This window comes from Streptomyces sp. NPDC099050, from assembly GCF_044759865.1.
GTDB lineage: Bacteria > Actinomycetota > Actinomycetes > Streptomycetales > Streptomycetaceae > Streptomyces.
This window is the reverse complement of the sequence record NZ_JBIWAE010000023.1, coordinates 21925-47677: the sequence shown is the minus strand read 5'-3', so window position 1 is coordinate 47677 and position 25753 is coordinate 21925. Positions and strand designations below refer to the sequence as shown.

The 25753-nt window shown below is 71.0% G+C and carries 29 protein-coding genes and 1 pseudogene; 18 read left to right on the top strand and 12 right to left on the bottom strand.

Features of this window, described 5'->3' with window-relative positions:
- Nucleotides 1-54: 54 nt before the first annotated feature.
- Nucleotides 55-1608 (bottom strand): class I adenylate-forming enzyme family protein, encoded by a 1554-nt coding sequence (locus ACIQV3_RS31420; RefSeq protein WP_403717994.1) that lies wholly within the window; start codon nucleotides 1606-1608, stop codon nucleotides 55-57.
- Between the two features lie 200 nt (nucleotides 1609-1808).
- Here ACIQV3_RS31420 and ACIQV3_RS31415 point away from each other — a divergent pair, with 200 nt between their 5' ends.
- The 7 genes from ACIQV3_RS31415 (at nucleotide 1809) to ACIQV3_RS31385 (ending at nucleotide 8251) form a co-directional block, all read left to right on the top strand.
- Nucleotides 1809-3017: an amidohydrolase family protein gene (locus ACIQV3_RS31415; RefSeq protein WP_403717991.1), complete on the top strand. Its 1209-nt coding sequence runs from the start codon at nucleotides 1809-1811 to the stop codon at nucleotides 3015-3017.
- A gap of 5 nt (nucleotides 3018-3022) precedes the next feature.
- Nucleotides 3023-4186, top strand: a complete 1164-nt coding sequence (locus ACIQV3_RS31410) for an acyl-CoA dehydrogenase (RefSeq protein ID WP_403717989.1) — start codon at nucleotides 3023-3025, stop codon at nucleotides 4184-4186.
- A gap of 7 nt (nucleotides 4187-4193) precedes the next feature.
- A complete protein-coding gene (locus ACIQV3_RS31405; protein ID WP_403717987.1) occupies nucleotides 4194-5135 on the top strand; it encodes an acyl-CoA dehydrogenase family protein in 942 nt (313 codons plus the stop codon).
- Nucleotides 5136-5566: 431 nt separating this feature from the next.
- On the top strand, nucleotides 5567-6061 hold the full coding sequence (locus ACIQV3_RS31400) for an ATP-binding protein (protein WP_403717985.1): 495 nt from the start codon (nucleotides 5567-5569) through the stop codon (nucleotides 6059-6061).
- Nucleotides 6062-6367: 306 nt separating this feature from the next.
- Nucleotides 6368-6889: a SigE family RNA polymerase sigma factor gene (locus ACIQV3_RS31395; protein WP_403717982.1), complete on the top strand. Its 522-nt coding sequence runs from the start codon at nucleotides 6368-6370 to the stop codon at nucleotides 6887-6889.
- On the top strand, nucleotides 6886-7419 hold the full coding sequence (locus ACIQV3_RS31390; RefSeq protein ID WP_403717980.1) for a hypothetical protein: 534 nt from the start codon (nucleotides 6886-6888) through the stop codon (nucleotides 7417-7419). The genes ACIQV3_RS31395 and ACIQV3_RS31390 overlap by 4 nt, the downstream gene beginning before the upstream one ends.
- Before the next feature lie 130 nt (nucleotides 7420-7549).
- Entirely contained in the window at nucleotides 7550-8251 is a 702-nt protein-coding gene (locus ACIQV3_RS31385) for a hypothetical protein (protein WP_403717978.1), read from the top strand.
- 43 nt (nucleotides 8252-8294) lie between these two features.
- Here the strand turns inward: ACIQV3_RS31385 and ACIQV3_RS31380 are convergent, their stop codons facing one another.
- Entirely contained in the window at nucleotides 8295-8543 is a 249-nt protein-coding gene (locus tag ACIQV3_RS31380) for a hypothetical protein (protein WP_403717975.1), read from the bottom strand.
- 188 nt (nucleotides 8544-8731) lie between these two features.
- Here ACIQV3_RS31380 and ACIQV3_RS31375 point away from each other — a divergent pair, with 188 nt between their 5' ends.
- On the top strand, nucleotides 8732-10372 hold the full coding sequence (locus ACIQV3_RS31375; protein ID WP_403717972.1) for an IS200/IS605 family accessory protein TnpB-related protein: 1641 nt from the start codon (nucleotides 8732-8734) through the stop codon (nucleotides 10370-10372).
- Here the strand turns inward: ACIQV3_RS31375 and ACIQV3_RS31370 are convergent.
- The 3 genes from ACIQV3_RS31370 to ACIQV3_RS31360 all read right to left on the bottom strand — a co-directional run bounded on the left by ACIQV3_RS31370 (nucleotide 10369) and on the right by ACIQV3_RS31360 (nucleotide 11916).
- Complete coding sequence (locus ACIQV3_RS31370; RefSeq protein ID WP_403717969.1) at nucleotides 10369-10578, bottom strand: hypothetical protein; 210 nt, start codon at nucleotides 10576-10578, stop codon at nucleotides 10369-10371. The genes ACIQV3_RS31375 and ACIQV3_RS31370 overlap by 4 nt on opposite strands.
- A gap of 278 nt (nucleotides 10579-10856) precedes the next feature.
- Complete coding sequence (locus ACIQV3_RS31365; protein ID WP_403717966.1) at nucleotides 10857-11057, bottom strand: DUF397 domain-containing protein; 201 nt, start codon at nucleotides 11055-11057, stop codon at nucleotides 10857-10859.
- A 10-nt stretch (nucleotides 11058-11067) separates the two neighbouring features.
- Nucleotides 11068-11916 (bottom strand): helix-turn-helix domain-containing protein, encoded by an 849-nt coding sequence (locus ACIQV3_RS31360; protein ID WP_403717961.1) that lies wholly within the window; start codon nucleotides 11914-11916, stop codon nucleotides 11068-11070.
- 237 nt (nucleotides 11917-12153) lie between these two features.
- On the opposite strand from ACIQV3_RS31360, the gene ACIQV3_RS31355 reads away from it, so the two are divergent.
- A complete protein-coding gene (locus ACIQV3_RS31355; RefSeq protein WP_403717958.1) occupies nucleotides 12154-12546 on the top strand; it encodes an ATP-binding protein in 393 nt (130 codons plus the stop codon).
- 123 nt (nucleotides 12547-12669) lie between these two features.
- Here ACIQV3_RS31355 and ACIQV3_RS31350 read toward each other — a convergent pair.
- From ACIQV3_RS31350 to ACIQV3_RS31340, 3 genes and pseudogenes are all read right to left on the bottom strand, one after another.
- Nucleotides 12670-12846, bottom strand: a pseudogene (locus ACIQV3_RS31350) (cyclase family protein); the annotation flags it as partial.
- A gap of 39 nt (nucleotides 12847-12885) precedes the next feature.
- On the bottom strand, nucleotides 12886-13467 hold the full coding sequence (locus ACIQV3_RS31345; RefSeq protein WP_403717956.1) for an HD family hydrolase: 582 nt from the start codon (nucleotides 13465-13467) through the stop codon (nucleotides 12886-12888).
- A gap of 18 nt (nucleotides 13468-13485) precedes the next feature.
- Nucleotides 13486-14673, bottom strand: a complete 1188-nt coding sequence (locus ACIQV3_RS31340) for a helix-turn-helix domain-containing protein (protein WP_403717952.1) — start codon at nucleotides 14671-14673, stop codon at nucleotides 13486-13488.
- Between the two features lie 32 nt (nucleotides 14674-14705).
- Between ACIQV3_RS31340 and ACIQV3_RS31335 the strand changes: the two genes are divergently transcribed.
- The 6 genes from ACIQV3_RS31335 (at nucleotide 14706) to ACIQV3_RS31310 (ending at nucleotide 18510) form a co-directional block, all read left to right on the top strand.
- The gene (locus ACIQV3_RS31335) at nucleotides 14706-14927 is read left to right on the top strand and encodes a hypothetical protein (RefSeq protein WP_403717949.1); all 222 of its coding nucleotides are present in this window, start codon (nucleotides 14706-14708) and stop codon (nucleotides 14925-14927) included.
- A gap of 207 nt (nucleotides 14928-15134) precedes the next feature.
- A complete protein-coding gene (locus ACIQV3_RS31330; protein ID WP_403717947.1) occupies nucleotides 15135-16154 on the top strand; it encodes a radical SAM protein in 1020 nt (339 codons plus the stop codon).
- A complete protein-coding gene (locus ACIQV3_RS31325; RefSeq protein WP_403717944.1) occupies nucleotides 16151-16798 on the top strand; it encodes a dTMP kinase in 648 nt (215 codons plus the stop codon). The genes ACIQV3_RS31330 and ACIQV3_RS31325 overlap by 4 nt, the downstream gene beginning before the upstream one ends.
- A complete protein-coding gene (locus ACIQV3_RS31320; RefSeq protein WP_403717941.1) occupies nucleotides 16791-17270 on the top strand; it encodes a hypothetical protein in 480 nt (159 codons plus the stop codon). Before ACIQV3_RS31325 ends, ACIQV3_RS31320 begins: the two co-directional genes overlap by 8 nt.
- On the top strand, nucleotides 17267-18058 hold the full coding sequence (locus ACIQV3_RS31315) for an STM4013/SEN3800 family hydrolase (RefSeq protein ID WP_403717939.1): 792 nt from the start codon (nucleotides 17267-17269) through the stop codon (nucleotides 18056-18058). Before ACIQV3_RS31320 ends, ACIQV3_RS31315 begins: the two co-directional genes overlap by 4 nt.
- Before the next feature lie 20 nt (nucleotides 18059-18078).
- Nucleotides 18079-18510 carry an NUDIX hydrolase gene (locus ACIQV3_RS31310; RefSeq protein WP_403717936.1) on the top strand — a complete coding sequence of 144 codons (432 nt, stop codon included), beginning with the start codon at nucleotides 18079-18081 and terminating at the stop codon, nucleotides 18508-18510.
- A 118-nt stretch (nucleotides 18511-18628) separates the two neighbouring features.
- Here ACIQV3_RS31310 and ACIQV3_RS31305 read toward each other — a convergent pair whose 3' ends face one another.
- Nucleotides 18629-19555: a cyclase family protein gene (locus tag ACIQV3_RS31305; RefSeq protein WP_403718206.1), complete on the bottom strand. Its 927-nt coding sequence runs from the start codon at nucleotides 19553-19555 to the stop codon at nucleotides 18629-18631.
- Between the two features lie 120 nt (nucleotides 19556-19675).
- Between ACIQV3_RS31305 and ACIQV3_RS31300 the strand changes: the two genes are divergently transcribed.
- From ACIQV3_RS31300 to ACIQV3_RS31290, 3 genes are all read left to right on the top strand, one after another.
- Nucleotides 19676-20596: an SDR family NAD(P)-dependent oxidoreductase gene (locus ACIQV3_RS31300; protein ID WP_403717931.1), complete on the top strand. Its 921-nt coding sequence runs from the start codon at nucleotides 19676-19678 to the stop codon at nucleotides 20594-20596.
- 111 nt (nucleotides 20597-20707) lie between these two features.
- Nucleotides 20708-21937 (top strand): acyl-CoA dehydrogenase family protein, encoded by a 1230-nt coding sequence (locus tag ACIQV3_RS31295; RefSeq protein WP_403717928.1) that lies wholly within the window; start codon nucleotides 20708-20710, stop codon nucleotides 21935-21937.
- Complete coding sequence (locus ACIQV3_RS31290) at nucleotides 21934-23001, top strand: Zn-dependent alcohol dehydrogenase (RefSeq protein ID WP_403717923.1); 1068 nt, start codon at nucleotides 21934-21936, stop codon at nucleotides 22999-23001. The genes ACIQV3_RS31295 and ACIQV3_RS31290 overlap by 4 nt, the downstream gene beginning before the upstream one ends.
- A gap of 210 nt (nucleotides 23002-23211) precedes the next feature.
- On the opposite strand, the gene ACIQV3_RS31285 is transcribed toward ACIQV3_RS31290, so the two are convergent.
- The 3 genes from ACIQV3_RS31285 to ACIQV3_RS31275 all read right to left on the bottom strand — a co-directional run bounded on the left by ACIQV3_RS31285 (nucleotide 23212) and on the right by ACIQV3_RS31275 (nucleotide 25652).
- Complete coding sequence (locus ACIQV3_RS31285) at nucleotides 23212-23829, bottom strand: flavin reductase family protein (RefSeq protein ID WP_403718204.1); 618 nt, start codon at nucleotides 23827-23829, stop codon at nucleotides 23212-23214.
- 153 nt (nucleotides 23830-23982) lie between these two features.
- Complete coding sequence (locus ACIQV3_RS31280) at nucleotides 23983-25032, bottom strand: GlxA family transcriptional regulator (protein WP_403717920.1); 1050 nt, start codon at nucleotides 25030-25032, stop codon at nucleotides 23983-23985.
- Nucleotides 25020-25652 carry an HD domain-containing protein gene (locus ACIQV3_RS31275; protein ID WP_403717916.1) on the bottom strand — a complete coding sequence of 211 codons (633 nt, stop codon included), beginning with the start codon at nucleotides 25650-25652 and terminating at the stop codon, nucleotides 25020-25022. Before ACIQV3_RS31275 ends, ACIQV3_RS31280 begins: the two co-directional genes overlap by 13 nt.
- Nucleotides 25653-25753 lie beyond the last annotated feature (101 nt).

Sequence of the window (25753 nt, the reverse complement as noted above, 5' to 3'; positions counted from 1 at the left end):
ATCTCCAGGACCCCCGGCCGGATCCTCTTCCGGCCGGGTGGGCGGCGATGTGAACTACGCGAAGCGTTCGCGGAGTTTGTACTTGAGGACCTTGCGCAGGGCGTCGTTGCGGGGCAGGGCCTCGACCAGTTCCAGTTGTTCCGGGAGCTTGTGGGTGGAGAGGCCCTCCGCATGGAGGTGCGTGGTCACGTCGGCCAGGGTCAGCGGGGCTGCGCCCGGGGGCTGTTCGACGACCGCGCAGACGCGTTCGCCGCGTTCCGGGTCCGGCAGGCCTATGACGGCGACGTCGGCCACGGCGGGGAGCTGGTGGATCAGGTCCTCGATCTCCTTCGCCGAGATGTTCTCGCCCTTGCGGATGATGACGTCCTTGCTGCGGCCCGTCAGGACCAGGTAGCCGTCCTTCGTGAGGTGCCCGAGGTCGCCGGTGATCAGGTAGCCGTCGGCGTCGAAGACACCGGTGTTCTGGTCGCGGTTCAGGTATCCCTGACAGACGGCCTCGCCGCGCAGCCGGACCTCTCCGTCGGTGTCCGGGGGCAGGAGCGTCCCCTCCGGGGTCGTGATGCGGATCGACATGCCCTCCGGCGGCCGGCCCTCGGTGGTGGCGAGGTGCTCCGCGGTGTCGTCCGGGGCGCCCATCGTGATCATGGGGACCTCCGTCATGCCGTACCCGTGGGTGAGCTGGCAGCCCAGTTCGCGGACGACCGCGTGGTAGATCTCCGGGGGCTTCGGCGCGCCGCCACCCGCGAGGAGGCGGAGGGTGGGGATGAGCTTGGCGGAGGGGTCCTTGCGCTGCTCGGTGAGGAACATCGAGTAGAAGGCCGTGGAGCCGCCGGCGACGGTGACCCCGTGGCGGCGGTAGCCGTCCAGTGCGCCGGGCATCGCGAACTTCTCGAAGAGGACCGCCGGGAACCCGTAGAGCAGGAGCATCACCGTGTAGTCGGGTCCGGCGATGTGGGCGAACGGGAAGGCCATCGAGCCGACGTCGTCCGGTGACAGGTGCAGGGCGTGGGCCAGGCAGGAGCCGCCCGCGATGAGGGAGCGGTCCGTGTGCAGGACGCCCTTGGGGTCCGAGGTGGTGCCCGAGGTCCAGTAGATCCACCGGACCGAGACGCCTTCTCCGGGGGGCGGGGGGAGTACCGCCGGGTCGCCCGTCGGGAGCGAGTCGTACGCCTCGAAGACGCCGCGGGCGCCGAGGCGGTGCGCCATCGCCGTGTGGTCGAAGCCGCGCCAGACGCCGGGGACGGCGAAGAACTCCGCCTTGGACTCGCGCAGGGCGAAGCCGACCTCGCGGTCCCGGTAGAAGGGGATGACGGGGGTCTGGACGGCGCCGATGCGGGCGAGGGCGACCGAGAGCAGCACGGTCTCGATGCGGGTGGGGAGCTGCCAGGCGACCACCGTGCCGGGGCGCACCCCCATGGCGTGGAGGCCGGCGGCGACCTGCTCGGAGCGGTCGCGCAGCTCGCCGAAGGTGAGCCGCCGGTCGTTCGCGGGGTCTTCGGCGGCCTCGATGAGGACGGGGGCGTCGGGGGTCATGGATGCCCGGCGGGTGATGAGGTCCCAGAGCGTGCGGGACCGGCTGAGTTCGACTGCGGTGCTGTTGTCCGTCATCCCGGACCCGCCTCCCCTTGGCCGCCACGTGTACCTGACGGATAGTCAGATCCAGCGCAGAGCGTAGGGCGCGGACGCTTGTCGGTCCAGGGGCGGGGGGCTAGCTTGGTTCCAGATTTCTGACGCTCCATCAGATTTGGCATCGGATTCGCCGTCAGGTTCGGCATCAGGTTCAGTTTCGGCTTCAGCGAGGGGACACCATGGAACTGCCTCGGATCATCAGCGTCGACGACCACGTCATCGAACCGGCCCACCTCTTCGACGTGTGGCTGCCGGCCAAGTACCGCGACCGCGGCCCCAAGGCGCTCACCGCCGGCATCGGCGAGCTCGCCTACACCGGCGGCAAGTACGTGATCACCATGGACCCCGACGGCCCGCCCACCGACTGGTGGATCTATGAGGACCTGAAGTTCCCGTACAAGCGCAACATCGCCGCCGTCGGCTTCGACCGGGACGAGATGACCCTGGAGGGCATCACCCGCGAAGAGATGCGGCGCGGCTGCTGGGACCCCAAGGCGCGGCTGCTCGACATGGACCTCAACCACGTCGAGGCCTCCCTGTGCTTCCCGACCTTCCCGCGCTTCTGCGGGCAGACCTTCGCCGAGGCCAAGGACAAGGAAGTGGCCCTGGCCTGCGTGCGCGCGTACAACGACTGGATGGTCGAGGAGTGGTGCGGGGACAGCGGGGGCCGGCTCATCCCGCTCTGCATCATCCCGCTCTGGGACATCGACCTGGCCGTCGCCGAGATCCGCCGCAACGCCGCGCGCGGGGTGCGGGCGGTGACCTTCTCCGAGATCCCCACGTACCTCGGCCTGCCGTCCATCCACTCCGGCTACTGGGACCCCTTCTTCGCCGTCTGCCAGGAGACCGGCACCGTCGTCAACATGCACATCGGGTCCAGCTCCCAGATGCCCGCCGCCTCCCCCGACGCCCCGCCCGCAGTACAGGCCGCGCTCAGCTTCAACAACGCCATGGCCTCGATGATGGACTTCCTGTTCAGCGGGGTGCTCGTCAAGTTCCCCACGCTGAAACTGGCCTACAGCGAGGGCCAGATGGGCTGGATCCCGTACGCCCTGGAGCGCGCCGACGACGTGTGGCAGGAGCACCGGGCCTGGGGCGGGGTCAGGGACCTGATCCCCGAGCCGCCGTCCACGTACTACTACCGGCAGATGTTCTGCTGCTTCTTCCGCGACAAACACGGGATCGCCTCGCTGGACGTCGTCGGCCGCGACAACGCCACCTTCGAGACCGACTACCCGCACGTGGACTCGACCTTCCCGCACACCAAGGAGGTCGCCCTCGACCACGTCAAGGGTCTCGACGAAGAAACCGTATACAAGCTCATGCGTGGAAATGCCATCCGTATGCTCGGACTTGACTTCGACAAGGACCGGCGGACGGGGCGGTAGGCGTAGTGGACCTCACCTATACCGAGGAGGAGCGCGAGTTCCGGGCCCGGCTGCGGGCCTGGCTCGCGCAGGTGCTTCCCGGGCTGCCCCCCAGGCCCTCGCCCGACGACTGGCCGGGCCGCCGCGCCTACGACGCGGGCTGGCAGCGCCGGCTGTACGACGCCGGGTACGCCGGACTCCACTGGCCGGTGGACGCGGGCGGCCGCGGGGCCACCCCCACCCAGCACCTGATCTACCTGGAGGAGACCGAGTGCGCGGGAGCCCCGTACGTCGGCGCGAACTTCGTCGGGCTGCTGCACGCCGGCCCGACCATCGCCGCCGAGGGCACCGCGGAGCAGCGCGCGCGCTGGCTGCCGCCCGTCCTGCGCGGCGACGAGATGTGGTGCCAGGGCTTCAGCGAGCCGGACGCGGGCTCGGACCTGGCCTCGCTGCGCACCCGCGCGGTCCGCGACGGCGACGAGTACGTGATCACCGGCTCCAAGATATGGACCTCGCACGCGGAGGTCTCCGACTGGTGCGAGCTGCTGGTCCGGACGGAGCCCGTCAGCGCGGAGACCCCCAAGCACCGGGGGATCTCCTGGCTGGCCATGCCGATGGACGCGCCGGGGGTGACGGTCCGGCCGCTGCGCACCCTGGCGGGGTCCACGGAGTTCGCGGAGATGTTCCTCGACGAGGTACGGGTCCCGGTCGCCAACCGGGTCGGCGCGGAGAACGACGGCTGGCGGGTCACGATGGTGACCCTGTCCTTCGAGCGCGGCACCGCCTTCGTCGGCGAGGTCGTCGCCTGCCGGCGCACCCTGGGCGAGCTGGCCCGAGCCGCGAAGGCCAACGGCCGCTGGGACGACCCGGTGCTGCGGCGCCGGCTCGGGCGGCTGTACGGGGAGTTCGGCGCCCTGTGGCGGCTCACCCAGTGGAACGTCAGCGAGTCGGAACGCTCCGGCGGGGTCCCCGGCATCGGCGGCAGCGTCTTCAAGCTGGCGTACTCGCACGCGCGCCAGGAGCTGTACGACACGGCCGCCGAGGTGCTGGGGGCGCGGTCCCTGTCGCTGGACGAGGAGTGGACCCTGGACCGGCTCTCCTCGCTCTCGTACACGATCGCGGCGGGCACCTCGCAGATCCAGCAGAACATCGTGGCCGAGCGCATCCTCGGCCTTCCGAAGGGCAGGTGAGCGTTCCGTGGACTTCCAGCCGACGCAGGACCAGCGGGACCTGCGGACGGGCGTACGGGACCTCCTGGCGGGCCGCTACGACCGCGAGGCGCTGCGCGCGTCGGTGGACCGGGCGGCCGACACCGGCCGGTCGGTGGACCGGGCGCTGTGGCGGGAGCTCGGCGAAGCCGGGTTCTTCGCGCTGCGGCTCCCGGAGGACCGGGGCGGGGTCGGGCTCGGGCTGCCGGAAGCCGTCCTCGTCTTCGAGGAGGCCGGGCGGGCCCTGCTGCCCGGCCCGCTGGTCGCCACCCACCTGGCCGCCGGGCTGGTCGCGGGGGCCGCGGAGGGGGAGGCCGTGGTGACGGCCTTCGACCTGGAGGGCGCACTGGTGGCCCACCTCGGGGAGGCCGACGCGGTGCTCGGCGCGGACGGGGAGCCCGTCGAGCCAGCCGATGGGTACGGCGCCGGGGAGCCGGTGCGCTCCGCGGATCCGCTGACCCCGCTGGCACGGGTGTCCGTACCGGCGCGGCCGGTGGCGGCGGGGACGTACCGGGACGAGGGGGCGCTGCTGACGGCGGCCCTGCAGCTCGGCAGCGCGCTGCGCACGGTGGAGCTGGCGGTGCGGTACGCGAAGGAGCGCGAGCAGTTCGGGCAGCCGATCGGGGCCTTCCAGGCGGTCAAGCACCTGTGCGCACAGATGCTGGTGCGCGCGGAGGTGGCCCGTACGGCGGTCTACGCGGCCGCCGTGACGGCGGATCCGGCGGAGGTGGCCGCAGCCAAGCTGCTGGCCGACGAGGCGGCCGTGCGCAATGCCCGGGACTGCCTCCAGGTGCACGGCGGGATGGGCTTCACCTGGGAGGCGGACGTGCACCTGCACCTGAAGCGGGCCTGGGTGCGGGCGGAGCAGTGGCGGACGGCGGCGCAGGCGCAGGAGACGCTGGCGGCGGAGCTGCTGGCGGCGGCGGAGTAGGTGGCGGCGGCCGAGCAGGCGGCGGCGGAGTAGGTGGCAGTGTCAGAGCAGGCGGCGGCGTCCGAGTAGGGGGCGGCGTCGTAGGCGGAACCCGCCGAGCGGTGTGCTCGCTCGCTGTGACGGAGGGGTGCGGGAGGGACGGCGCGGGACGCATGTCCGATTACGGAGAGTTGATATCGGTTTGTGTCCTTCGCCCGCCTCATTACGGCCCGGAGGCGGGGGGCCGCTCCGGTACGCTCCCGGGAATGCGAGCGGTTGAGCGGCGCGAGCGCCGCACAGTATGCACCACGCTTACTCCTTCACGCTGGAATATGCCCGAAGCGCTTGTTGTGGTGACTGTATGTCAACCATGCTGCTCCGCAACGGGGTCACACTCGGTGACTCCGTCCTGTCGCGAGGCGAAGTGTCCGCCGGTTCGGATGGTGTGAGCGGTGCAGGTGCTTCAGGTTCAGCTGGAGGTAGGACCGGACCCCGCCGAGGTCGGCCGGGCCCGCCGATGGGCCCGCTCCCGGCTCGCGGGCTGCGGCATAGGGGATGACGAGCCGCTCGCGGAGACGCTGATCCTGCTGATCTCCGAGCTGGTCACCAACGCCGTCGTGCACACCGGCTGTCCGGCCGTGCTGCGCATGCTCTTCGGGGAGCCGGGGGTGCGGGTGGAGGTCGCGGACGCGAGCGACCGGGCCCCGTCCCCGCGGCAGGCCGCGGGGGACGACACGGGCGGGCGCGGGCTGGAGCTCGTGGACGGGCTGGCGGACCGCTGGGGCTGGCAGCGCGAGGGCGCCGGGAAGCGGATCTGGTGCGAGATCGACCGCGAGGAGAAGACCGCGGAGGGGATCCCGGACGAGGTCGCCGGGGAGCCCGGGGGGCAGGCCCTGGACGGTCCGGAAATCCGCGACGCGATCCGGGAACCGCGCGTGTACCTCTAACGAGGTGTTGACGGTTCGTCAACTGGTGATCACTCTTGTGTTGAACGATTCGTCGCGAGGGGACGCCAAGGGCCGGTCCTGCCTTGACGAGTGCGGGTCGTGGGGTGGCGGCCGCCGTGCCGCGCTCGGGGCGTGCATGCGCGCAGCCGCCACCCGCAGCACCATTTCCTTGCCCCCCCGGTGTGTTCGTACCGCCGCCGTGCAATGCGATGGCACCCCCGGGTCGTCTTGAGGGTGAGGGGGTGTTGCCGGGTGGAGCCATCCGAAGAAACTTTTGCGGAGTTCGTCGCGGCGCAGGGACTCCCGTTGCTCCGCACCGCGCGGCTGCTGACGGGCGACTTGCATCTGGGACAGGACCTGGTCCAGGTGACCCTGGCCAAGGTGTACGACCGCTGGGCCCGCGCGGGCCGGTACGACGCACCGGTCGGCTACGCGCACAAGGTCATGGTCACCACGTACTGCACCTGGCGCCGCAGGCGCTGGCACCACGAGCTGCCCCACGCGGCCGTGCCCGACGCCGCGGGCGGCTCCGGCTCCGGCTTCGGCCTCGGCTCTGGCTCCGTCTCTGGCTCCGGCTCCGGCTCCGTGGAGTCCACCGCCGAGGCGGTCGCCGCATCGGACCTGCTCGAACGCGCCCTGCTCGGCCTGCCACGGCGCCAGCGGGCCGTCCTGGTGCTGCGCTACTACCAGGACCTGACTGTCGAGCAGACGGCCGAGATCCTGGGCTGCCCGACCGGCACGGTGACCAGCCTGGCCGCACGGGCTCTGACCCGCTTGCGGTCCCACCCCGACCTGAGTACGAGCGTGAGCGAGGCGGAGGCGCGGTGAACGGGTACCCCGAAGAAGAGTTGCGCCGCGCCCTGCGCGCGCTGGCGGACGGGCCGGCGGTGCCGGTCGCGGTGCCGACGCCGCACGCCGTCGTCCGTGAGGCCGGCCGCATCCGCGGGCGCCGGCGGGCGGCCGGTGCCGCGCTGGCGGTGGCCGCCGCGGTGGTGGTCGCCCTGGCGGCGCCGTGGTGGCCGGCCGACGGGTCCCGGACACCGCCTCCGGCTCCACCCGCCGTGTCTCCGGTGCTGCCGAGCGTGCCGGTCGACCCGACGGGCCCGGCGCTCGGGGTCCCGTACCCGCACGAGCTGTACGTGCACTGCGGGATCCGGTTCACGAAGTTCGGCGGCCGCTGGTGGCGCGCCGATCCGGAAGTGCCGGACGATGCCGTGGACGCGGCCGTCTGGGACGACCCGTACACGGCGGGCACGATGATGCTCGTCTCGGCGGTCGAGGCGCGCTTCGTCCGCCACGACTCGGACCTTTCGGTGACCTTCCGCCCCATGGCGGACGATCCGCCGCTCTGCGCCTGAGCGGTGAGGTCGGCGTTCGGCTCGCATGGAACCATGAGGTGTCCATGACGTGTCTCAGTGCGGGGCGCGTCGCCCCACCCCGAAGGCCACTCCGAAGCCCGAAGGCCACCCCTCACCGCAGGAGGAGCGCATGGCAAACCCGTACGAGGTGACGCCTCCGCCCGCCCCGAGGCGCCGCGGGAGCAAGCTCCCCGGTTTCCTCGTCCTCGTTCTGGTCGCCGCAGCCATCTACGGAGCCTCCCAGTGGCTCGGCAAGGACGGCGACCAGACCGACGCCAAGCCCTCGGCCACGGCTTCCGCCTCATCCTCCGCCGCGGCGTCCAAGGACCCGGGGAATCCGGAGTCCTCCTCCGACACGTCGAGCACGTGGGCGGTGGGCGACTGCGGAGGCCCCGACCCGGACAACCCGCCGGACGGCTACCGGCCGCGGAAGTGCTCGGCGTCCGGAGCCACCTTCAAGGCGATCGACATCAAGGACGCCAGCATCCTGCCGGGCGCGATCCAGTGCCCGCCCGGCACCGACCTGATGATCCAGGTGAGCATGACCTACGGCTCCGCGAAGTCGGGCGGCATCCCCACCAACACCGTCTGCGGCCGCAACCTGAGCGGCGACCACCCCGGCGACGCCGGCGCCGGCGGCGGCCAGCTGGTGCAGGGCGACTGCGTCACCGACCAGGCGCGGGAAGTCCCCTGCGCCTCGGGCGGCTCGGGCGCGTACAAGGTGCTCGGCCTGGTCAAGACGAAGGCCGAGTGCCCCTCCGGCACCACCGAGCCGATGCAGCTCACCATGGCGGTGGGCCGCCCGTACGACGTGATCTGCGCCAAGGGCTGACCGCAGGGCGCGGAGGTGGCGCTCCTCCGAGGCCGCCGCCTCCTCACGGGCCGGGCCGGTGTGCGACGGTCAGCCGGAGGTAGTCGACGGGCCGGACCCGCCACTCGGCGCGGATCCCGTCGCGCAGGACGATGCTGAAACCGGCGACCTCGCCCCGGTGCAGGGCGGCGAGCGCGGGGATCCGGCCGCCGCCGTCGGACCAGGCGAGGGCGCGGGCCGCTTCGTCCGGAGACAGGGCGAAGGGGTTGGGAACTGCTGGTTCTATGGTCCACTCTTGTGAGTGATGGTCCATTTGGGTGAGTGTCGTTACGGTCGTCTGTATGGATCTCAAGGTGTCGGCGAGTGCGCGGGGTGTACGTCCCCAAGGTGCGTATCGCTGGTTCCGTGAGGGCAGTTGGCTGACAGTCTTCTGTGCCGGCTTGCACGGTTGGCGCTCCGCGAAGGTGCGGGCGCGCAGGGCTCTGTCCGCGGCGGTCGGCGATGGCTGATCCGGTCAAGAGGTTGCGCACTGTCGCTCCCTCCTTTGTGGCGCTTGGTCCGTCCGGTGTGGCGGTACGTGACCGCCTCAAGCGCCTGAGTGCCGGGGACGAGGAAGTCCTGCGGCTGGTCGGCACGCATCAGGGCGCTCTGGCCTCCCGCGACCTCAAGCAGCGGTGCGCGGACGGCCCCGACCATTCCACCGACACGTGGGCGGCCCGCAAGAGGGGGCTGACGGGGGAGTCGTCGTCGCGGATCGCCGGGGCGATCACCAGGGCCAGCCACGATCAGTGGGCCCTGGCCCGGCGTTGCCAGGCTGCGCACATCCAGAACCTGGACGCAGGCATCCGGACACTGCGCCACCGCCTTGCCCTCCCGATCGGGGCGAAGGGCACCAAGCGGGCTGCGGGCGGCTACCGCTCCAGGAGCGAGTGGTTTCGCAAGTCCCGGCGTCTCGCGGCTCTGGAAGAGCTGCATGCGGCTGTGGTGGCCGATTGGCGGGCGGGCCGGGTCAGGGTGGTCCGGGGTGGGAAGCGGCTGGCGAACACCCGGCACCATCTGGCGGCGGCCGAGCTCACGGAGTTGCAGTGGCGTGCCCGCTGGGAAGCTGAACGCTGGTTTCTCGCCGCTGATGGCGAGTCCGGGAAAGGGTTCGGGAACGAGACGATCCGCGTGACCCCCGACGGCGAGGTCAGTATCAAGCTCCCGGGCCCGCTCGCGCACCTGGCCAACGCCAAGCATGGCCGGTACGTTCTGGCCTGCCGGATCGCGTTCGCGCACCGGGGCGCGGAATGGGCCGACCGTATCGAAGCGAATCGGGCCGTGGCCTACCGGATCCATCTGGACGTCACACGAGGGTGCTGGTATCTGACCGCCTCCTGGCAACGCCCTGTCGTCCAGACGGTCCCGCTGGCCACCGCCCGTGCGAAGGGCGTGGTCGGTGTCGATACCAACGCCGACCACTTCGCCGCCTACCGGCTCGACCGGCACGGCAACCCCGTCGGTGACCCGCACCGCTTCCCCTACGACCTGTCCGGCAACGCCGATCACCGCGATGCGCAGATCCGCCATGCCATCACCAGGCTGCTGCACTGGGCGAAAAGTGTCGGCGTCAAGGCCATCGCGATCGAAGACCTCGACTTCACCGCCGAGAAGACACGGGAGAAGCACGGCAGCAGGAAACGGTTCCGGCAGCTCATCTCCGGCATCCCGACCGGCAAGCTCAAAGCCCGACTCGCCTCGATGGCCGGCGAGCACGGCCTCGCTATCGTCGCGGTCGATCCCGCGTACACCTCCCAGTGGGGAGGCCAGCACTGGCAGAAACCGCTGGTCACCCCGCGCCGCAAGATGTCCCGTCACGATGCCGCCGGTATCGCGATCGGGCGACGCGCCCTCGGGCACCCGATCCGGCGTCGGACGGCACCGCCCCCACACGACCGGAGTGATCGTGTGGGGCATCGGACCGCCCAGGCCGGACCAGGCACCCGCAGGCGTGACGGCAACCGCCCACCCACAACGGACCACGCCCCTGGAGACGTGCCGCCGAGTGGGAAGAGAACGCGGGGACCCAGTGCATCCAAAACCGTTCGGGATGCACCCAGAAAGCATGAATGGGTCCAAGACTCACTCATGCACACTGGCTAGGAACGGTGCGTGGTCCGGATCTGCACCCGGATCAGCCGGACGGCTTCCTCGGGAGTGTCGAGCATGGCCCGGTCCAGCAGTTCGGGCCTCTGGGCTGCATACGCGTCCGCGTAGCAGAGCGCCTCGAACCAGAATCCGGTCAGGATCGCCACGGTCGCGTCCCGGGCGGGAGCGGTCGGCGGTGTGTGATGTCGTCGCGCGAGCATGCGGATGCCTCCTGCCAAGCGGCGGGGCCGCCCCCTCCGGGCCGCGGCGAGCGGCGGTGCGGGTGCGGCGCTGAGACTCCCCCGCAACCGGCGCAGGGCAGGGGGGAGTTGCGCCACTCGTGCCCGCGGCCTGGTGGGCCGCCCGCTGCGCGGTGACGTACTGCGACGGTAGCGTCACGGACGGCCCCGTCGCAATGGTGTGCCGTCCCAAAGGTGTGCCGGAACGTGCCGGGCGCCCCTGGCCTGGGGAGGCGAGGGGCGCCGGGGTGCGGGGCGTGTCAGATCAGGTGATCGAACTCCCCGGCCTTGATGCCGAGGATGAAGGCCCGCAGCTTTTCCACCGAGGTGGTCACGACCACGTCCGGGTCGTCACTCTCCCGCATCTTGATTGCGCCGGCGACGGGCGCCAGCTCGACGCAACTCTGATTGTCGTCCGGCCCCGAGAACGAGGACTTCTGCCATTTGATTCCGTCGGTCATGCGCCTTGACTCACACTTCCTGAGCGATGCGGTGAATGTGTTCCCTCGACTCTTCCGTGCCGAGTGCGATCGACTCGATGGATTCGAGCAACCCCCGGTACTTGACGAGTTGAGCCTCTGCGTCCAGGAAGCCGCTGTCGAATGCGGTGTCGATCTGGACGGTGTCGAGCGCCGGAATGGCAGCCCCTGCGTAGAGCATCGAGTGCACCGAGCCCGTGATCTGCCGGTCGAACGGGATGATGCGGACGGTGACCGACGGCCAGCGCGAGACCTCTTGGAGGAATGCCAGCTGCTCGCGCATGGTCTCCGCGTCGCAGTAGCGCATGCGCAGGGCCGCCTCGTGGATGAACGCCTCGAAAGGGGTGGGGCGCGGGCGGTCGAAGATGATCCGGCGCCGCGTGCGGTGTTCGACGCGCGTGCTCACTTCCGCCGCCGGAAGGTCGGACATGCCGCTGCGGATCAGGCTGCGCGCGTACGCCTCGGTCTGGAGCTGCCCCGGTACGTAGAGCATCTCGATCACGCGGAGATAGGCGGCATGGAATTCGAGTTCGGCCACGTCCAGGAATCCTGGTGAGAGGGTGCGTCGATACTCGCTCCACCACCCCTTGGTGCGTTCCTCCGCCATGCCCGCAAGGGCGTCGACCAGGTGCTTGTCCGTTGCCGAATAGTGGGCGGCCAGTCGGCGGACCCGCTCGTCGCTAACTCCGTAGCGGCCGGACTCGATGTGGCTGATCTGGGCACGCTCACCGCCCAAGTAGGCCGCTGCCGTAGCGCCGTTCATGCCGGCCTTCTCGCGCAGCTTGCGAAGCTCGGCTCCCAGTCGCTGCTGGCGGGCCGTCGGGTAGCTCCTTGGCGGCATGACCCCTCCCTCTGTTCCGGGTACGAGTGTGCCGTGGCCGCCCCGCCGCGGTCCACTCGTTCGGATGCTACGGCTGTCCCACTGTTGCGCCGTCCCAATGTTGTGCCCTACGTTCCCGGCATCGGATAACCGGGCTGGTACCCGAAGTGCAGCCACCTGCTGGCCATTTGGCCGGAAGGTGGCCAGGGCCACGGGGCGCGTGCTCGGCGACCGCATCGTCTGCCAGGGGAGATGAACGTGACGCACGCGAAAGCGTTAGGGCTCAGCTACCGGATGGTCGCGCCGAGTCGGCCCGATACGCCCCGGGTGGCCAGGGAATGGGTGGCGTCGATCCTGCGGGGCGCCGGGTTCGGGCACCTCGTGGAGGCGGCCCGGCTGTGTACGTCCGAGCTGGTGACCAACGCGTACCGGCACACCCCGACCGAGGTGATCGGCGTCGGTGTCGATGTCACGGGCGGGCGGATCACCGTAGAGGTGCGCGACAGCGGCCCGCCCTGGCGGCCGGTCGGCGGCGGGCCGCTCGATGTGCGGGGGCGGGGGCTCGCCCTCGTGGGGGCGTACTGCGAGGACTGGGCGGTGATCGCGGGCCACGGCGGGACCGTGGTGTGGTTCCGGCTCGGCGGAGGGTGAGGGCGCCATCCGGACGCGGAGGGCGCGGAGCCGTGCGCCCCACCCCGGGGCGTCGGGTGCGGGGCGGGCGCGACGGCTGCGGGCGTGGCCCTCGGTCGGCCGGTCGGGACGGTGTGGCCCGGCTCAGAGGATGGCGATCGGGGCCACCGGGGTGCCGACCGCGCCGACGAAGGGTTCCGGCATGGCCGAGAGGAGGAAGGAGGAGCGGGATTCTTCCGCACAGGCTGTGGACAACTTTTCGAGGTTCCAGTTCTGGCCCTGGTGCATGCCCATCTCGACCAGGTCCAGCGCGTGCAGAGGCGTAGGCGCAGGCCTGCGGGGCGCAGCCCCAGTGCCTGACTACTGCCCCAGGAAGGTCTTTCGCCATTCCAGCGGCGACATGGTCAGCGCGGCCTCCGCGAGCGCCTGTGCCGACGCCGTCTTGAGGCTGTTCAAGGAGGTGTCGATCCAGTCCTGTACGAGGGTGTAGCCCTGGGCCCGGTACTCCACCGCCTGCACCAGGCACTCCAGCTTGTCCGCGTCCTTCGCCACGATCGCCTCGGGGGTGCCGCCGCTCTCGTACTCGCCTACCACCCGCTGCACCCCGGCCTTGACCGCCGGGTGTGCGGCGGAGACCTGGTCGGCCGTGACGGTCTCGTTCGTGGCCGCGTCGATGTAGCGGCGGCCGATATGCGGGATGTCCCCGATCCGGGTCTCCTGTGTGTCGTGGAACAGACACATCAAGGCGACCTTGGCGGGGTCCACTCCCTCCATCATGGCCAGGACGGCGCCGACGATTCCGACGCGGAACGAATGCTCGGCGATGCTCTCAGGGTTGTTGTTCCCGGTGAACCACCAGCCGGTTCGCTTCGCGTTCTTGAGCACGCCCATCTCGAAGAGGAACCCAGCCGTTCCCTGCGCGTTCGCCGTCTCGTCTGCCATGTGGTGACCTCCGGTCTGTCAGGTTCGATCACGAAGAACGTAATGCACTCCGGTGAGTTCGCGGCGGGATCTTTCGGAGATGCCGCCGCCGTCCAGCAGGCGCTCGGTACGCTTCGCCAGGTCCTGGACGAGTAGGCCAGACGCCTGCGGCAGCCATGGGTGGGCCGTCAGCAGGGCCCACATGGTGTGGGCGTACAGGTCGACGTACCCGGGGGCGTGGTGCAGGCCGTTGGTCAGCCCGCGCAGCAGTGTGACGGGGTCCCATCCGGTCAGCTGCCGGTCCCGCATGAACCGGTCGTCGGACTGCGGCAGCGGGGTCCCACCCAACCAATACGCCCAGTAATTCAGGTTCGCGGCCTCGCCTGCGTCGTCGTCGACAATCGCTCGTTCGATGAAATCCAGGAGTGGCACGGGGTCGCCGAGCCGTGCGAGGGCAGTAGCCGTCGAGCGCGCCTCCGCCCATTGCGGTGTCCACCCCCGCCGGGCGAGCAGACCGCGCCGGGCGTGCAGGGCCTGCGCCGTCCACGCCACGGCTTCTGGGCTCTTGTCGTACGAGGTCAGATACAGCGCCTGCCGGTGCAGGAGCACACCCTGAGCGTCGTTCCGGGGCGCTGCTTCCGCCGTGGTTCGCAACTGCTCGAAGAACATCGCGCGGTCCTGTGCAGGCAGGAGAGGAGACGCTGCTGCTGGGCCCCTCCGGCGCGGAGAGGGAAACCCGGCAAGGGATGATGGCCGGGTCCCCGTGAGCGCCCAGGCGAGCATGTGGGCCGTGTTCCGGGTGTGCACCCACTCGGCCAGCGGGTGCGGCCCTTCGGTACCGGTGAGGGTGGCGCCGATGATCCGGTCCGCGTCCATCGCGGCCTCGAACAGGGCGATGATCGCTGCGTCTGCGCCGAGACCGGCCAACCGCCGCCGCAGACCGAGCAGATCCACCGCCTTCATATGCGCGACCGGACGCCGGCCCGACTCCCAGCCCTGCACCGTGGCCAGGTCCACCCCGAGGGCCTCAGCCATCGACGCCTGTGTGAGCGGGACCGACTCGCGCGCCGTACGCAGCACAAAGCCCGCGATTGTGCCGGTGGTTGGTCTTGCAGCCATCGAGCGCTCCCCGGTGCGGCCCCTGACGTAACCCGTACCCACAGTCAGTCCTACCGCACTCAGCGCGACCGTAGGTTCATCACGCGGAATCAGCCAGGCCTCGTACACGGGAGGGAGGTTGACGCCGCTTCCCCTGACAGATGGCCGCAGCCATCCCTCCCGGTCCCCCTGCGGCCAACTGCGCTCTCCAGTCCGAGGAGTACGCCATAACCGACCTGCCCCGCCGCTACCTGCTGGCCCGTCAGCTCCAGGACCAGCCCGCATACGGCAGCTTGAGCCCGCGCCTGCGGGAGGTCGCCGAAGACGGGTGGGAGAGGTTCCTGGAGGGACTGGCTGACGGCGACCGGCAACCCGACCAGTGAGCCAGTCACGCGGATGGCGCCAGCGGTTGGCCGTCCTGGTCTACGTCGGACTTGTCGGCGCCCTGCTCGTCACGCTCGCCCTGGCCGGTGCACCCCGCTGATCCACCACAGGCTCCCCCCGGACGGGCATGAGGCACCAATTCAGCGGCAGGGCCTCCATCTGCTGCGCTCTTGCCGCACTCGAACCGAACGAGAGGCACACACGACATGCTCTCAACCATCCCGCCTGTCGCCCGTATCGACTGGACCGCACTGCACAACTTCGCCGCCCTGCGAGGACAGTTCCGCGTTTCCCTCACGCCCCGGTGCAACGTGGCCTGCTGGTTCTGCCACAACGAGGCCGACGTCCCCCCGCCTCTCACCCGCCGCGACCGGACCCGGCAGCCGCGTACTCGCCACTACGGGGCCGACGAGTTCCTGACCGTCATCAACGCGGCGATCGGTGCCGGGCTGAAGCGCGTGTTCTTCACTGGCGGTGAACCGCTGACCTCACCTCTCGCCCGTGATGTCCTGACCGGATTGCGGCCGAGCGGCCCCGACGGCTCGTACACGCTGATCACCAACGGCACCCGGGTCCGCACCCACCAGGAGTGGCTGTCGAAGACACCACTCGACACCGTGAAGGTGTCGCTGCACTACTTCTCCGACGAATCGTTCAAGGCCATCGCCGGCACCCGCATCGGCATCGACTGCGTCCTGGACGGCGTCGAGGCGGCCCGCGAGATCTTCGCAAACGTCGAGCTGAACTGTCTCCTCCAGAAGGAGAACGCGCACGAAATCCGCGACATCCTCTCCTTCGCCCTCGACCGGCGTATGCCCGTCCAGTTCATCGAACTGGTGGGCACCGACTTCAACGAGGACCGTGCCGCATCCGCCGTCCCCGCCGACGACATCGTCCGCCACCTGCGGACCTTGACCAGCGACGAGCGGACCGAGATCGCCGGAGTTGGACAGGGGCGCCGCATCTTCCGCGTGGACGGGGTGGAGATCGACGTCATCCACCGCAACCTCGGCCGCCACCACGTCGGCCAGTGCGGCACGTGCCCCGTCCGCCCGAAGTGCGTCGAAGGATTCTGGGCCCTGCGTGCCGACCACGCCGGCGGCCTACAGCCATGCCTCCTGCGCGACGACCTCCGCCTGGACATCAAGCACCTCTTGGACGACCCGGCCCGCCTCGCCGAGGCCGTCGCCGGACACGTCACGGCCTTCACCGAGGGGATCTTGTGAACCGCACCGAGGTCCTGACTTCCGCCTTTCAGCCCATCCCGTACGACGAGCACCACGACCACCCGTTCCTCGTCCTCGAAGGCGTATCAGGAATCGGGAAGTCCTCCCTGGCCGCACTCCTCGCCCACCGCATCAACGGGACCAGCCTGCACACTCTCGCCCCGCCTCACTCCGGCTGGTCGGACGAAGCCCACCGCATGAGCCCGCTGCCCAATCTGGCGTTCTACCTCTCCGGACTCCTGCACGTCTCCGACCACGTCCGCCGCGCTCTGGCTCTCGGCCCCGTCATCGCCGACCGCTACGCACCCTCGGTGACCGCCTGCCAGGCCGCTATCCACGGCGTCGACACGACGGACGTGGACCGCCTCATGGCCCCGTTCTTCCCCTACCTGGTGGTGCCCGCCCACACCTTCTACCTGCGGTGCTCCCAGGCCACCTTGCGCGAACGGATGGCCGTCAAGGACGACACGAAGCAGGACGACACCGACCTGTTCGGCGTCCCGGGCCGCCTCAAGCAGCTCATGACGAACTTCGAGACGGTCGCCGCGAACGATCCCACCGCGATCGTCCTGGACACCGACGGCCTCACTCCCGATGACCTCGCCCACGCCATCATCGCCCACCTGGAGAACCCGCGTGCTTAATCCCATCGACACAGACGCGGTCATCCGCGACGGCGGCGCCACCGGCAGCTTCCCCCATGAGATCCACACCGGCGTCGCCTGGTGGATGGCCGCCTGCTACGTCGTCACCGCCCACCTGGACGGGCTCGTGGTCGCCTACGACGGGAAGCCGGCCACCGCCGAATTCTTCGACCGCATGTGCCTGGGCGCCATCAACGCTCAGCACTGCGCCTGTCTGGTCCTGGACCGGGGCGTGGCCGGCCAGGAAGACCTCCTGGCCGCGATGAAGGAGCGGGGCCGCGTACCCGGCATGTACGCCGCCACCAGGAACGGAACCGCCACCCTCACCCTCTTCGACCACGACGGAGTGCCCCTGACCGAGCGCACCGGCCTCCACCTCATCCGCCGCATGATCGCCGAGGACCGCGTCCCCATCCCCGTCAACGCCGGATCCAAGGGCCGCATCCAGCGCTACGAGGGGGCGGCCCGGTGATCAACGCCGCCGACGTCATCGACTCGGGCACCAGCATCCTCTTCGTCACCCTCGACTCCCTCCGGTACGACGTCGCCCGCGCCACCACTCACGCCGGAAGGACCCCGCACCTCGCCAAGCTGCTACCCGGCGGCCAGTGGGAGGAACGCCGTACCCCCGGCACCTTCACCCTCCCCGCGCACATGGCGTTCTTCTCGGGGTTCCTGCCCAAGCTCCCGCAGCCCGAGCAGCCCCCGCGCCTGTGGGAGTGCCGTCCGCCTGCGTTCAAGCAAGTTGACCCCCGCACGTTCGTGTTCGACGCGCCGAACCTTCTCACCGGGCTCGTCCAGCACGGATACCGCACCGTGTGCGTCGGCGGTGTCACCTATTTCTCCCGCGAGACCCCGCTGGGCTCCGTCCTCCCGGACCTGTTCGACGAGGACCACTGGCGCCCGGAATTCTGCTCCCCCGAACCCGGCTCCACCCGCCACCAGGTCGATGAAGCCCTCGGCCTCGCCCAGAGGTACGAGGACCGGCCGCTGTTCCTGTTCGTCAACGTCTCCGCCACCCACGTCCCCCACGGCCACTACCTAGGTGACAGTGTCGACACCTGGGCCTCGCAGAGCGCAGCCCTCGCCTACGCGGACGAACATCTCGGCCGCCTGATCGCCCGCCTCACCCGCACGAAACGCTGGCTCGTCATCATCTGCGCAGACCACGGCGACGACTTCGGTGAGGACGGCTATCACGGACGCGGCATCGCCCACCCGACGGTGATGAATGTGCCGTTCGCCACCATGTACATCTAGCGGCTCATTACGCTCAAACCATGGACGCACACCCCGAAGAAATGCGCTCCGCCGCTGTTGTGGTCGCACGCGACGAGACCGGCCTGGTCGCACTGCTCACCTCTCGCTTCCCCCACCACGGCGGCGACTTCCTGTTCCTGCCCGGGGGACGGATGGAGCCCGGCGAAGACCCCGAGACGTGCGCCCGCCGTGAGCTGCGTGAGGAGGCTGGGGTCTCCGCCACCCTCTGGCGCCCGCTCGGCGCGTATGCCATCACCCTCGGCGCCACCGCCCGCGTCCACCTGTACCTCGCCGAAGGGCTGACCCTTGGCCCACAGGAGCTGGAGCCCTCCGAAGCCGACTTCAAGCTCACCTGGTGGCCGATGGCCGAGGCCATCAACGCGGCCACCGAAGGCCGCTTCCTCCTCCAGGGCGGCCCGCTCGCGCTCCTCCTCGCCGAACGGACAGCATAGGACCGACGTCATGGCCGTATAGCAACCTCTATGCCGATGATCCGCACCTGAGCCGGCGGGAGCGGGGCGCCCCTCTGTCCGTCGGGCGTGCGTGCCGGTCCGGCGGCCGGCCCCCGGCTCAGAGGATGGCGATCGGGGCCACCGGGGTGCCGACCGCGCCGACGAAGGGTTCCGGCATGGCCGAGAGGAGGAAGGAGGAGCGGGATTCTTCCGCACAGGCTGTGGACAACTTTTCGAGGTTCCAGTTCTGGCCCTGGTGCATGCCCATCTCGACCAGGTCCAGCGCGTGCACCGGCAGCCACAGGTCGTCTATCTCCGGCGGGAAGATCTCGAAGGTCAGGGTGTCGTTCGCGACGGCCGCCACGTCCCGGGCGTGGAACCACTCCGGCGTACGGATGGACAGGCCGGGCGAGGGGTAGCCGTAGCCGTGTTTGTCGCCCGCCAGGTAGACCTGCACCTGGCCGGTGCGGACCAGGACGATGTCGCCCGCGCGGACGGTGACCCCGGCGAACTCCTCCGCCTGTTCGAGGTCCTCCGGGGTGACCGCGTGGCCGCCGGGGAGGCGGTCCAGGCCCTTGGCGCGGGCCACGTCCAGCAGGACCCCGCGCGAGACGATGTGCCCGGCCTTGTCGATGCCGCTGAACTCGGCGCGGCCGTGCGCCGTGATGGTGCCGGCCGGGCGGCCGTTGTAGATCTTCCCCGAGTGCGAGACGTGCGTGAGCGCGTCCCAGTGGGTGCCGGCCTGGAGGCCGAAGGTCACCGCGTCGTCGCTGCAGGCCACCGTGCCCGGGCCGAAGAGCTCCTGGTTGATCTGCACCATCGTGTGCAGCGGGTTGATCCGGCCGGGGATCATGCCGGACTGCACCCCGTCCTCCTTGAGGGGGAGGGCGAGCGGGATGCGGCGCCCGGTGCGGATCTCGGCCGCGGCTGCGCGGACGACCTCGTCGGTGATCAGGTTGAGGGTGCCGATCTCGTCCTCGGCGCCCCACCGCCCCCAGTTGTTGACGCGCTTGGCGATGTCGTGGAACTCGGCGGGCATGGCCATGGATCTCATCAGCTCCTTGAGGCGGAAATGGACGGTGGTGGCGAACTGGGGCTTGTGCTGGCGCATCGAGGTGCCCATAGAATCTAACGGACCGTCAGAAAACGCGGGAAGGGGCCGGACGTGGGGAACTTCTTGGCAGGCAAAGTCGTCGCCGTCACAGGCGCCGGCCGGGGCATCGGACGGGCCGTGGCACTCGCCGCGGCCGCCGAGGGTGCCAGGGTCGTCGTCAACGACTACGGCGTGGGGATGGAGGGCAACGAGCCCACCAGCGAGATCGCCGAAGCGGTGGTGAAGGAGATCGTCGCCGCTGGTGGGGAGGCTGTCGCCGTCGCCGACGACATCTCGACCATGGCGGGCGGGCAGCGCATCGTGGACACCGCGCTCGCCCAGTACGGGCGCATCGACGGGGTCGTGTGCGTCGCCGGCATCCTGCGCGAGCGGATGCTGTTCAACATGTCCGAGGAGGAGTGGGACCCGGTGGTCGCCACCCACCTCAAGGGCACCTTCACCGTCTTCCGCGCGGCCTCCGCCGTCATGCGCCGCCAGGGCACCGGCACGCTGATCGGCTTCACCAGCGGCAACCACCAGGGATCGGTGGCCCAGGCCAACTACAGCGCGGCCAAGGGCGGGATCATCTCGCTCGTCCGGTCGGCGGCCTTGGGGCTGGCCAAGTACGGGGTCACCTCCAACGCCGTGGCGCCCGTCGCGCGCACCCGGATGTCGGCCAACGTGCCGATGGAGCTCAAGGAGATCGGCGAGCCCGAGGACGTGGCGGCGCTCGTGACCTACCTGCTCTCCGACAAGGCCGTGGCCGTCGGCGGCGAGAGGATCACCGGGCAGGTCTACACGATCGCCGGCCCGAAGATCGCCGTCTGGGCCCAGCCCCGCGAACTGCGCGCCGGCTACGCCGAGGGCTCCTGGACCCCCGAGAAGATCGCCGACTTCCTGCCCGGGACCGTCGGCACCGACCCGATGCCGATGCTCGCCCAGCTCGAGGCCATGGCCAAGGCGGCGGCCGCCAAGGACCGCCCCAACGCGTAGGACCTGCGCGGGCGTTAGGCGTGGCCCGGTGGCCCGGTGCGTACGCGTACGCGTACCAAGGCGCGACGGAGACGGCCCAGCGGCCGGACAGGAACCGAGGGGGGTACGACCATGGACTTCCGCTTCGACGAGGAGGCCGAGGAACTGCGCGGCCGCGCCCGGGCGTGGCTGGCGGAGCACCTCGTGGGCCCGTACGAGGAGGCCATCGGCCTCGGCGGGCCGGGCAGTGAGCACGAGGGGGTCGAGATCCGGCGTGCCTGGGAGCGCGAGCTGGGGCGCGGGGGATGGATCGGCCAGGGCTGGGAGACGGGGCACGAGGACGGGTACGGCAACCGGCGGCTGTCCCTCACCGGGCAGGTGGTGTGGGCCGAGGAGTACGCGGCCGCGCGCGCCCCGGCCCGCGTCGGCCACATCGGCGAGAACCTCCTCGCGCCGACACTGATCGCCTACGGCTCCCCGGAGCAGCGGGCCCGCCACCTGCCCGGCATCGCCCGCGGCGAGGAGCTGTGGTGCCAGGGGTACTCCGAGCCGGGCGCCGGCTCCGACCTCGCGGGAATCCGTACGACGGCGGTACGGGACGCGGCCGACGGACTGCTCAGGGTCACCGGGCAGAAGATCTGGACCTCGCTCGCCCAGGACGCCGACTGGTGCTTCGTCCTGGCGCGCACCGAGGCCGGGTCGGTGCGGCACCGCGGGCTGTCCTTCCTCCTGGTCCGCATGGACCAGCCGGGCAAGGTCGAGGTCCGGCCGATCCGGCAGATGTCGGGGACCTCCGAGTTCAACGAGGTCTTCTTCGACGGGGCCGTCGCCGCCGAGGTCGTGGGCGGGGAGGGCAACGGCTGGTCCGTGGCCATGGGACTGCTCGCGCTGGAGCGCGGGGTCTCCACGCTCGTCCAGCAGATCGGCTTCGCGGCCGAACTGGAGCGGGTGGTCCGGGCGTACGTGGACGCGGGCGCGGGCGACCCGGTCCTGCGCGAACGCCTCGTACGGCAGTGGGCCGAGCTGCGCACGATGCGGTGGAACGCGCTGCGGACGCTGGGCTCGGCGAACGCGGGCGCGAACGGCGCCGCGGGAGCCGATCCCGGTGCGCCCAGCGTGGCCAAACTGCTGTGGGGCGGCTGGCACCGGCGGCTCGGGGAGCTGGCGGTGGAGGTCCGGGGCGCGGTGGCCACGGCCGGGCCGGGGCACTGGTCGCGGGAGACCCCGTACGAACTCGGACTCGATGAGGAGCAGCGGCTCTTCCTGTTCACCCGCGCCGACACCATCTACGGCGGCTCGGACGAGATCCAGCGCAACATCATCGCCGAGCGCGTGCTCGGCCTGCCTAAGGAGTCCAGGTGAGAGGCGTCGTATTCGACGGCAAGCAGGCCCAGGTGGTCGACGATCTGGAGATCCGGGACCCGGGGCCGGGGGAGGTGCTGGTCGCGATAGCGGCGGCCGGGCTGTGCCACAGCGATCTGTCGGTGATCGACGGGACGATCCCGTTCCCGCCGCCGGTGGTGCTCGGGCACGAGGGTGCGGGCGTGGTGCAGGCGGTCGGGTCCGGGGTCACGCACGTGGTGCCCGGCGACCACGTCTCGCTGTCCACGCTCGCCAACTGCGGGGCGTGCGCGGACTGCGACCGCGGCCGGCCGACGATGTGCCGCAAGGCGATCGGGATGCCGGGGCAGCCGTTCTCGCGGGGCGGCACGCCGCTCTTCCAGTTCGCGTCCAACTCGGCCTTCGCGGAGCGGACGATCGTCAAGGCCGTCCAGGCGGTGAAGATCCCCAAGGACATCCCGCTGACCTCGGCCGCGCTGATCGGCTGCGGGGTCCTGACGGGCGTGGGCGCCGTGCTGAACCGGGCGAAGGTGGACCGCGGCGAGACGGTGGTCGTCATCGGCACCGGCGGCATCGGGCTCAACGTGCTCCAGGGCGCGCGGATCGCGGGCGCCACGACGATCGTGGCGATCGACGCGAACCCGGCGAAGGAGGCGGTGGCCCGGCAGTTCGGCGCCACGCACTTCATCGACGCCTCGGCGGTGGCGGACTCCTCGGCGGCCGTGAAGGAGATCCTGCCCACGGGCGCGGACCACGCCTTCGAGTGCGTGGGCAGCGTGAAGCTGATCCGGCAGGCGATCGACCTGCTGGACCGGCACGGACAGGCGGTCCTGCTGGGCGTGCCCGGCTTCAAGGAGGAGGCTGCCTTCCAGGTCTCGTCCATGTACCTGGACAAGACGATCATGGGCTGCCGGTACGGTTCCTCGCGCCCGCAGCGGGACATCGCGCTCTACGCGGAGCTCTACCGACAGGGCAAACTGCTGCTGGACGAGCTGGTCACGGAGGTCTACCCGGTGGAGGACTTCGCCAAGGCCGTGGACGACGCCCACCACGGGCGGGTGGCGCGCGGGGTCCTCACGTTCTGACCCCGCCGGCCCGGTGGCCCGCCCGCCCGCCGGCCGGCCCGCCAGCCCGCCCGATCGGTGGCCGGCCCCGCTCCCCGGAGCGGGGCCGGTCACGGCGCGTTTCACCTCAGGTTGACGACCCAGGCCGGCGGCGGCAGCGCTTCCCATGGCCCCCGCCCGTTCGAGATCCGCGGGCTGGCGGCGGGGCGGGCGGGCTCGGCCCGTGGGTCGTCAGTCGGTGAAGCGGCCGAAGCGGCCCTTGTGGAAGAGCAGGGGCTCGCCCTCGCCGGCCGCGCCCATGGCCTCGACCTTGCCCACCACGATGAGGTGGTCCCCGCCGGTGTGCACGGCGTGGATCCGGCAGTCGATCCAGGCGGGCACCGCGTCGAGCTGCGGTGAGCCCGTGGCGGGGGCCGGGGTGTGGGCGACCCCGGTGAACTTGTCGGCGCCGCTGACGGCGAAGGCCCGGCACAGGTCGCCCTGTTCGGCGCCGAGGATGTTCACGCAGAACACCCCGGTGCGGGCGATGCGCGGCCAGGTGGTCGACGTACGGGCCACCATGAAAGTGACCAGTGGGGGGTCGAGGGAGAGCGAGGCGAAGGACTGGCAGGCGAAGCCGGCCGGACCGTCCTCGCCCTCGCCGGGCGGCGAGGTGATGATCGTGACCCCACTGGCGAAGTTCCCCAGTACGGAACGGAATTCGGCGGGGCTGACGGGCGCGCGCTCGTGTTCGCCGACGGCCCGCAGATCGGGGCGGGGCAGTGCTTCGACGGGCTCGGTCCCGGGCTCCGCGGCGGCGGAGGGGAGGGAGCCGACTGACCTGAGGTATCGGACGACGGTGGCCGCCATCCCTGCGTGTCCCATCACGCCTCCGATTGAAGCTGACGGTACGTCAGATAGGAAGGGGTGGCGCCGACCGCGTCGGCGAGAGGAGGGGCGAGAGGAGGGGCGAGAGGAGCGGTGACGGCATCCGCCTGTAACTCGGCGCGCGGCTGCGGAGCCTCAGCCGTTGGTGCTGATCGGCGACCCGGACGGCGGGGCCGGCGGGGCCGGCGGGGAGGCCGGGGACGGCGGGGACGTGTGCGTGCTGCGGAAACGGGCGCGGTAGGCGGTCGGGGCGAGGCCCAGTGAGTGCTGGAAGACGCGCCGCATCGTCTCGGCCGAGCCGAACCCCGACTGCTCGGCCACCGCGTCCACCGGGTCCTCGCCGGCCTCCAGGAGGGCCTGGGCCGCTTCGAGGCGTACGGATTCCAGGTACCGCCCCGGTGTCATCCCGGTCTCGGAGCGGAAGAGCCGGGCCAGGTGCCTGCCGCTGACCCCGGAGTCCCGGGCGACCTCGTCGAGCGCGAGACGCGGGTCGGCCCCGATGGCGTCCATGACCGTGCGCAGTACCGGATGCCCGGCCTCGCGCGGGGTCAGGCGGGCGCTGTACTGGGACTGGCCGCCGGGCCTGGCCATGAAGACGACCAGCTCCCGCGCGACCTCCCGGGCGACGGCGGGCCCGTGGTCCGCCTCGACCAGGGACAGCGCGAGGTCGATCCCGGAGGTCACCCCGGCGGAGGTGACGACGTGCCCGTCCTGGACGAACACCGGATCCGCCTCCACGCGCACCCGCGGGTACGCGGCCGCGAGCTGCGCCGCGAGCCGCCAGTGCGTGACCGCCCGCCGCCCGTCGAGCACCCCGGTCTCCGCCAGGACGAAGGCCCCGGCGCACACCGAGGTGACCCGGCGCGAGCGGCGCACGAGCCCGGCCACCAGGCCCGTCAGGGCCGGATCGGCGACGGCCCGCCGCCAGTCGCTCCGGCCGGGGACGACGAGCGTCCCGGGCCGGGCCGGCAGGCTGTCCGGGCCGCCGTCCACGCCGATGCGTACGCCCGAGGAGGTGCGGACGTCGGCCCCGTCCGGGGAGACGATCCGGACCTCGTAGCGGGCGTCGGCGCGGGCGCCGTGGAGGTTGGCGGCGGCGAACACCTCGGCGGGGCCCGTGACGTCGAGCAGCTGCACGCCGTCGAAGGCGACGATGACGACGGGGTGCACCGCTACTCGGCCCACGGGGAGTCCAGGACCAGGCGTACGAAGTCCTCGCGCTGGAAACCGGGAACGTGGTGCGCGAGCACGTCCGCCTTGATGTTGCCGAAGGCGGTGCCGGGCTTGGGGGCCACGCCGTCGGCGAAGGCGCGCAGGATGCGCTCCTTGAAGCGCGGGCGCGGATGCAGGGCGACGACCGCCGCGCGGTCCTCCTCGGCGAGCTCGTGGTAGCCGATGCCGAGCACGTCGTACTCCACGCCGGCCGTCACCAGGGCCACCTCGGGCTCCATGTGCTCGGGGATGCCCGGGGTGGTGTGCAGGGCGATCGCGGTCCACACCCGGCGCACCGCGTCCTCGGGCACCCCGTGGGCCCGCAGGAAGCGGCGGGCCTCGTCGGCTCCGTCGACCTCGAAGCGGCGGCCGCCGGCGTGGAAGGGCTCGGTGAGACCGAGGTCGTGGAACATCGCGGCCACGTAGAGCAGTTCGGGGTCCGCCTCGATGCCGAGGCGGCGGCCCTGGAGGCTGCCGAAGAAGTACACGCGGCGGGAGTGGTCGTAGAGCAGCTCGCTCAGGCTGTCGCGGACCAGCTCGGTCGCCTCCTTCGCGATGCGTGAGTCCGGTGCCCGGAGCGGGTGTGCCGTCATGTCTCGTCGTCCCTTCGTGGGCTTCCTGCGGGTCACCACCAGTCTTCGGGGGGCGTGCGTCCTCCCGCCATGGCCGTTGCGACATACATCCCACAGATACG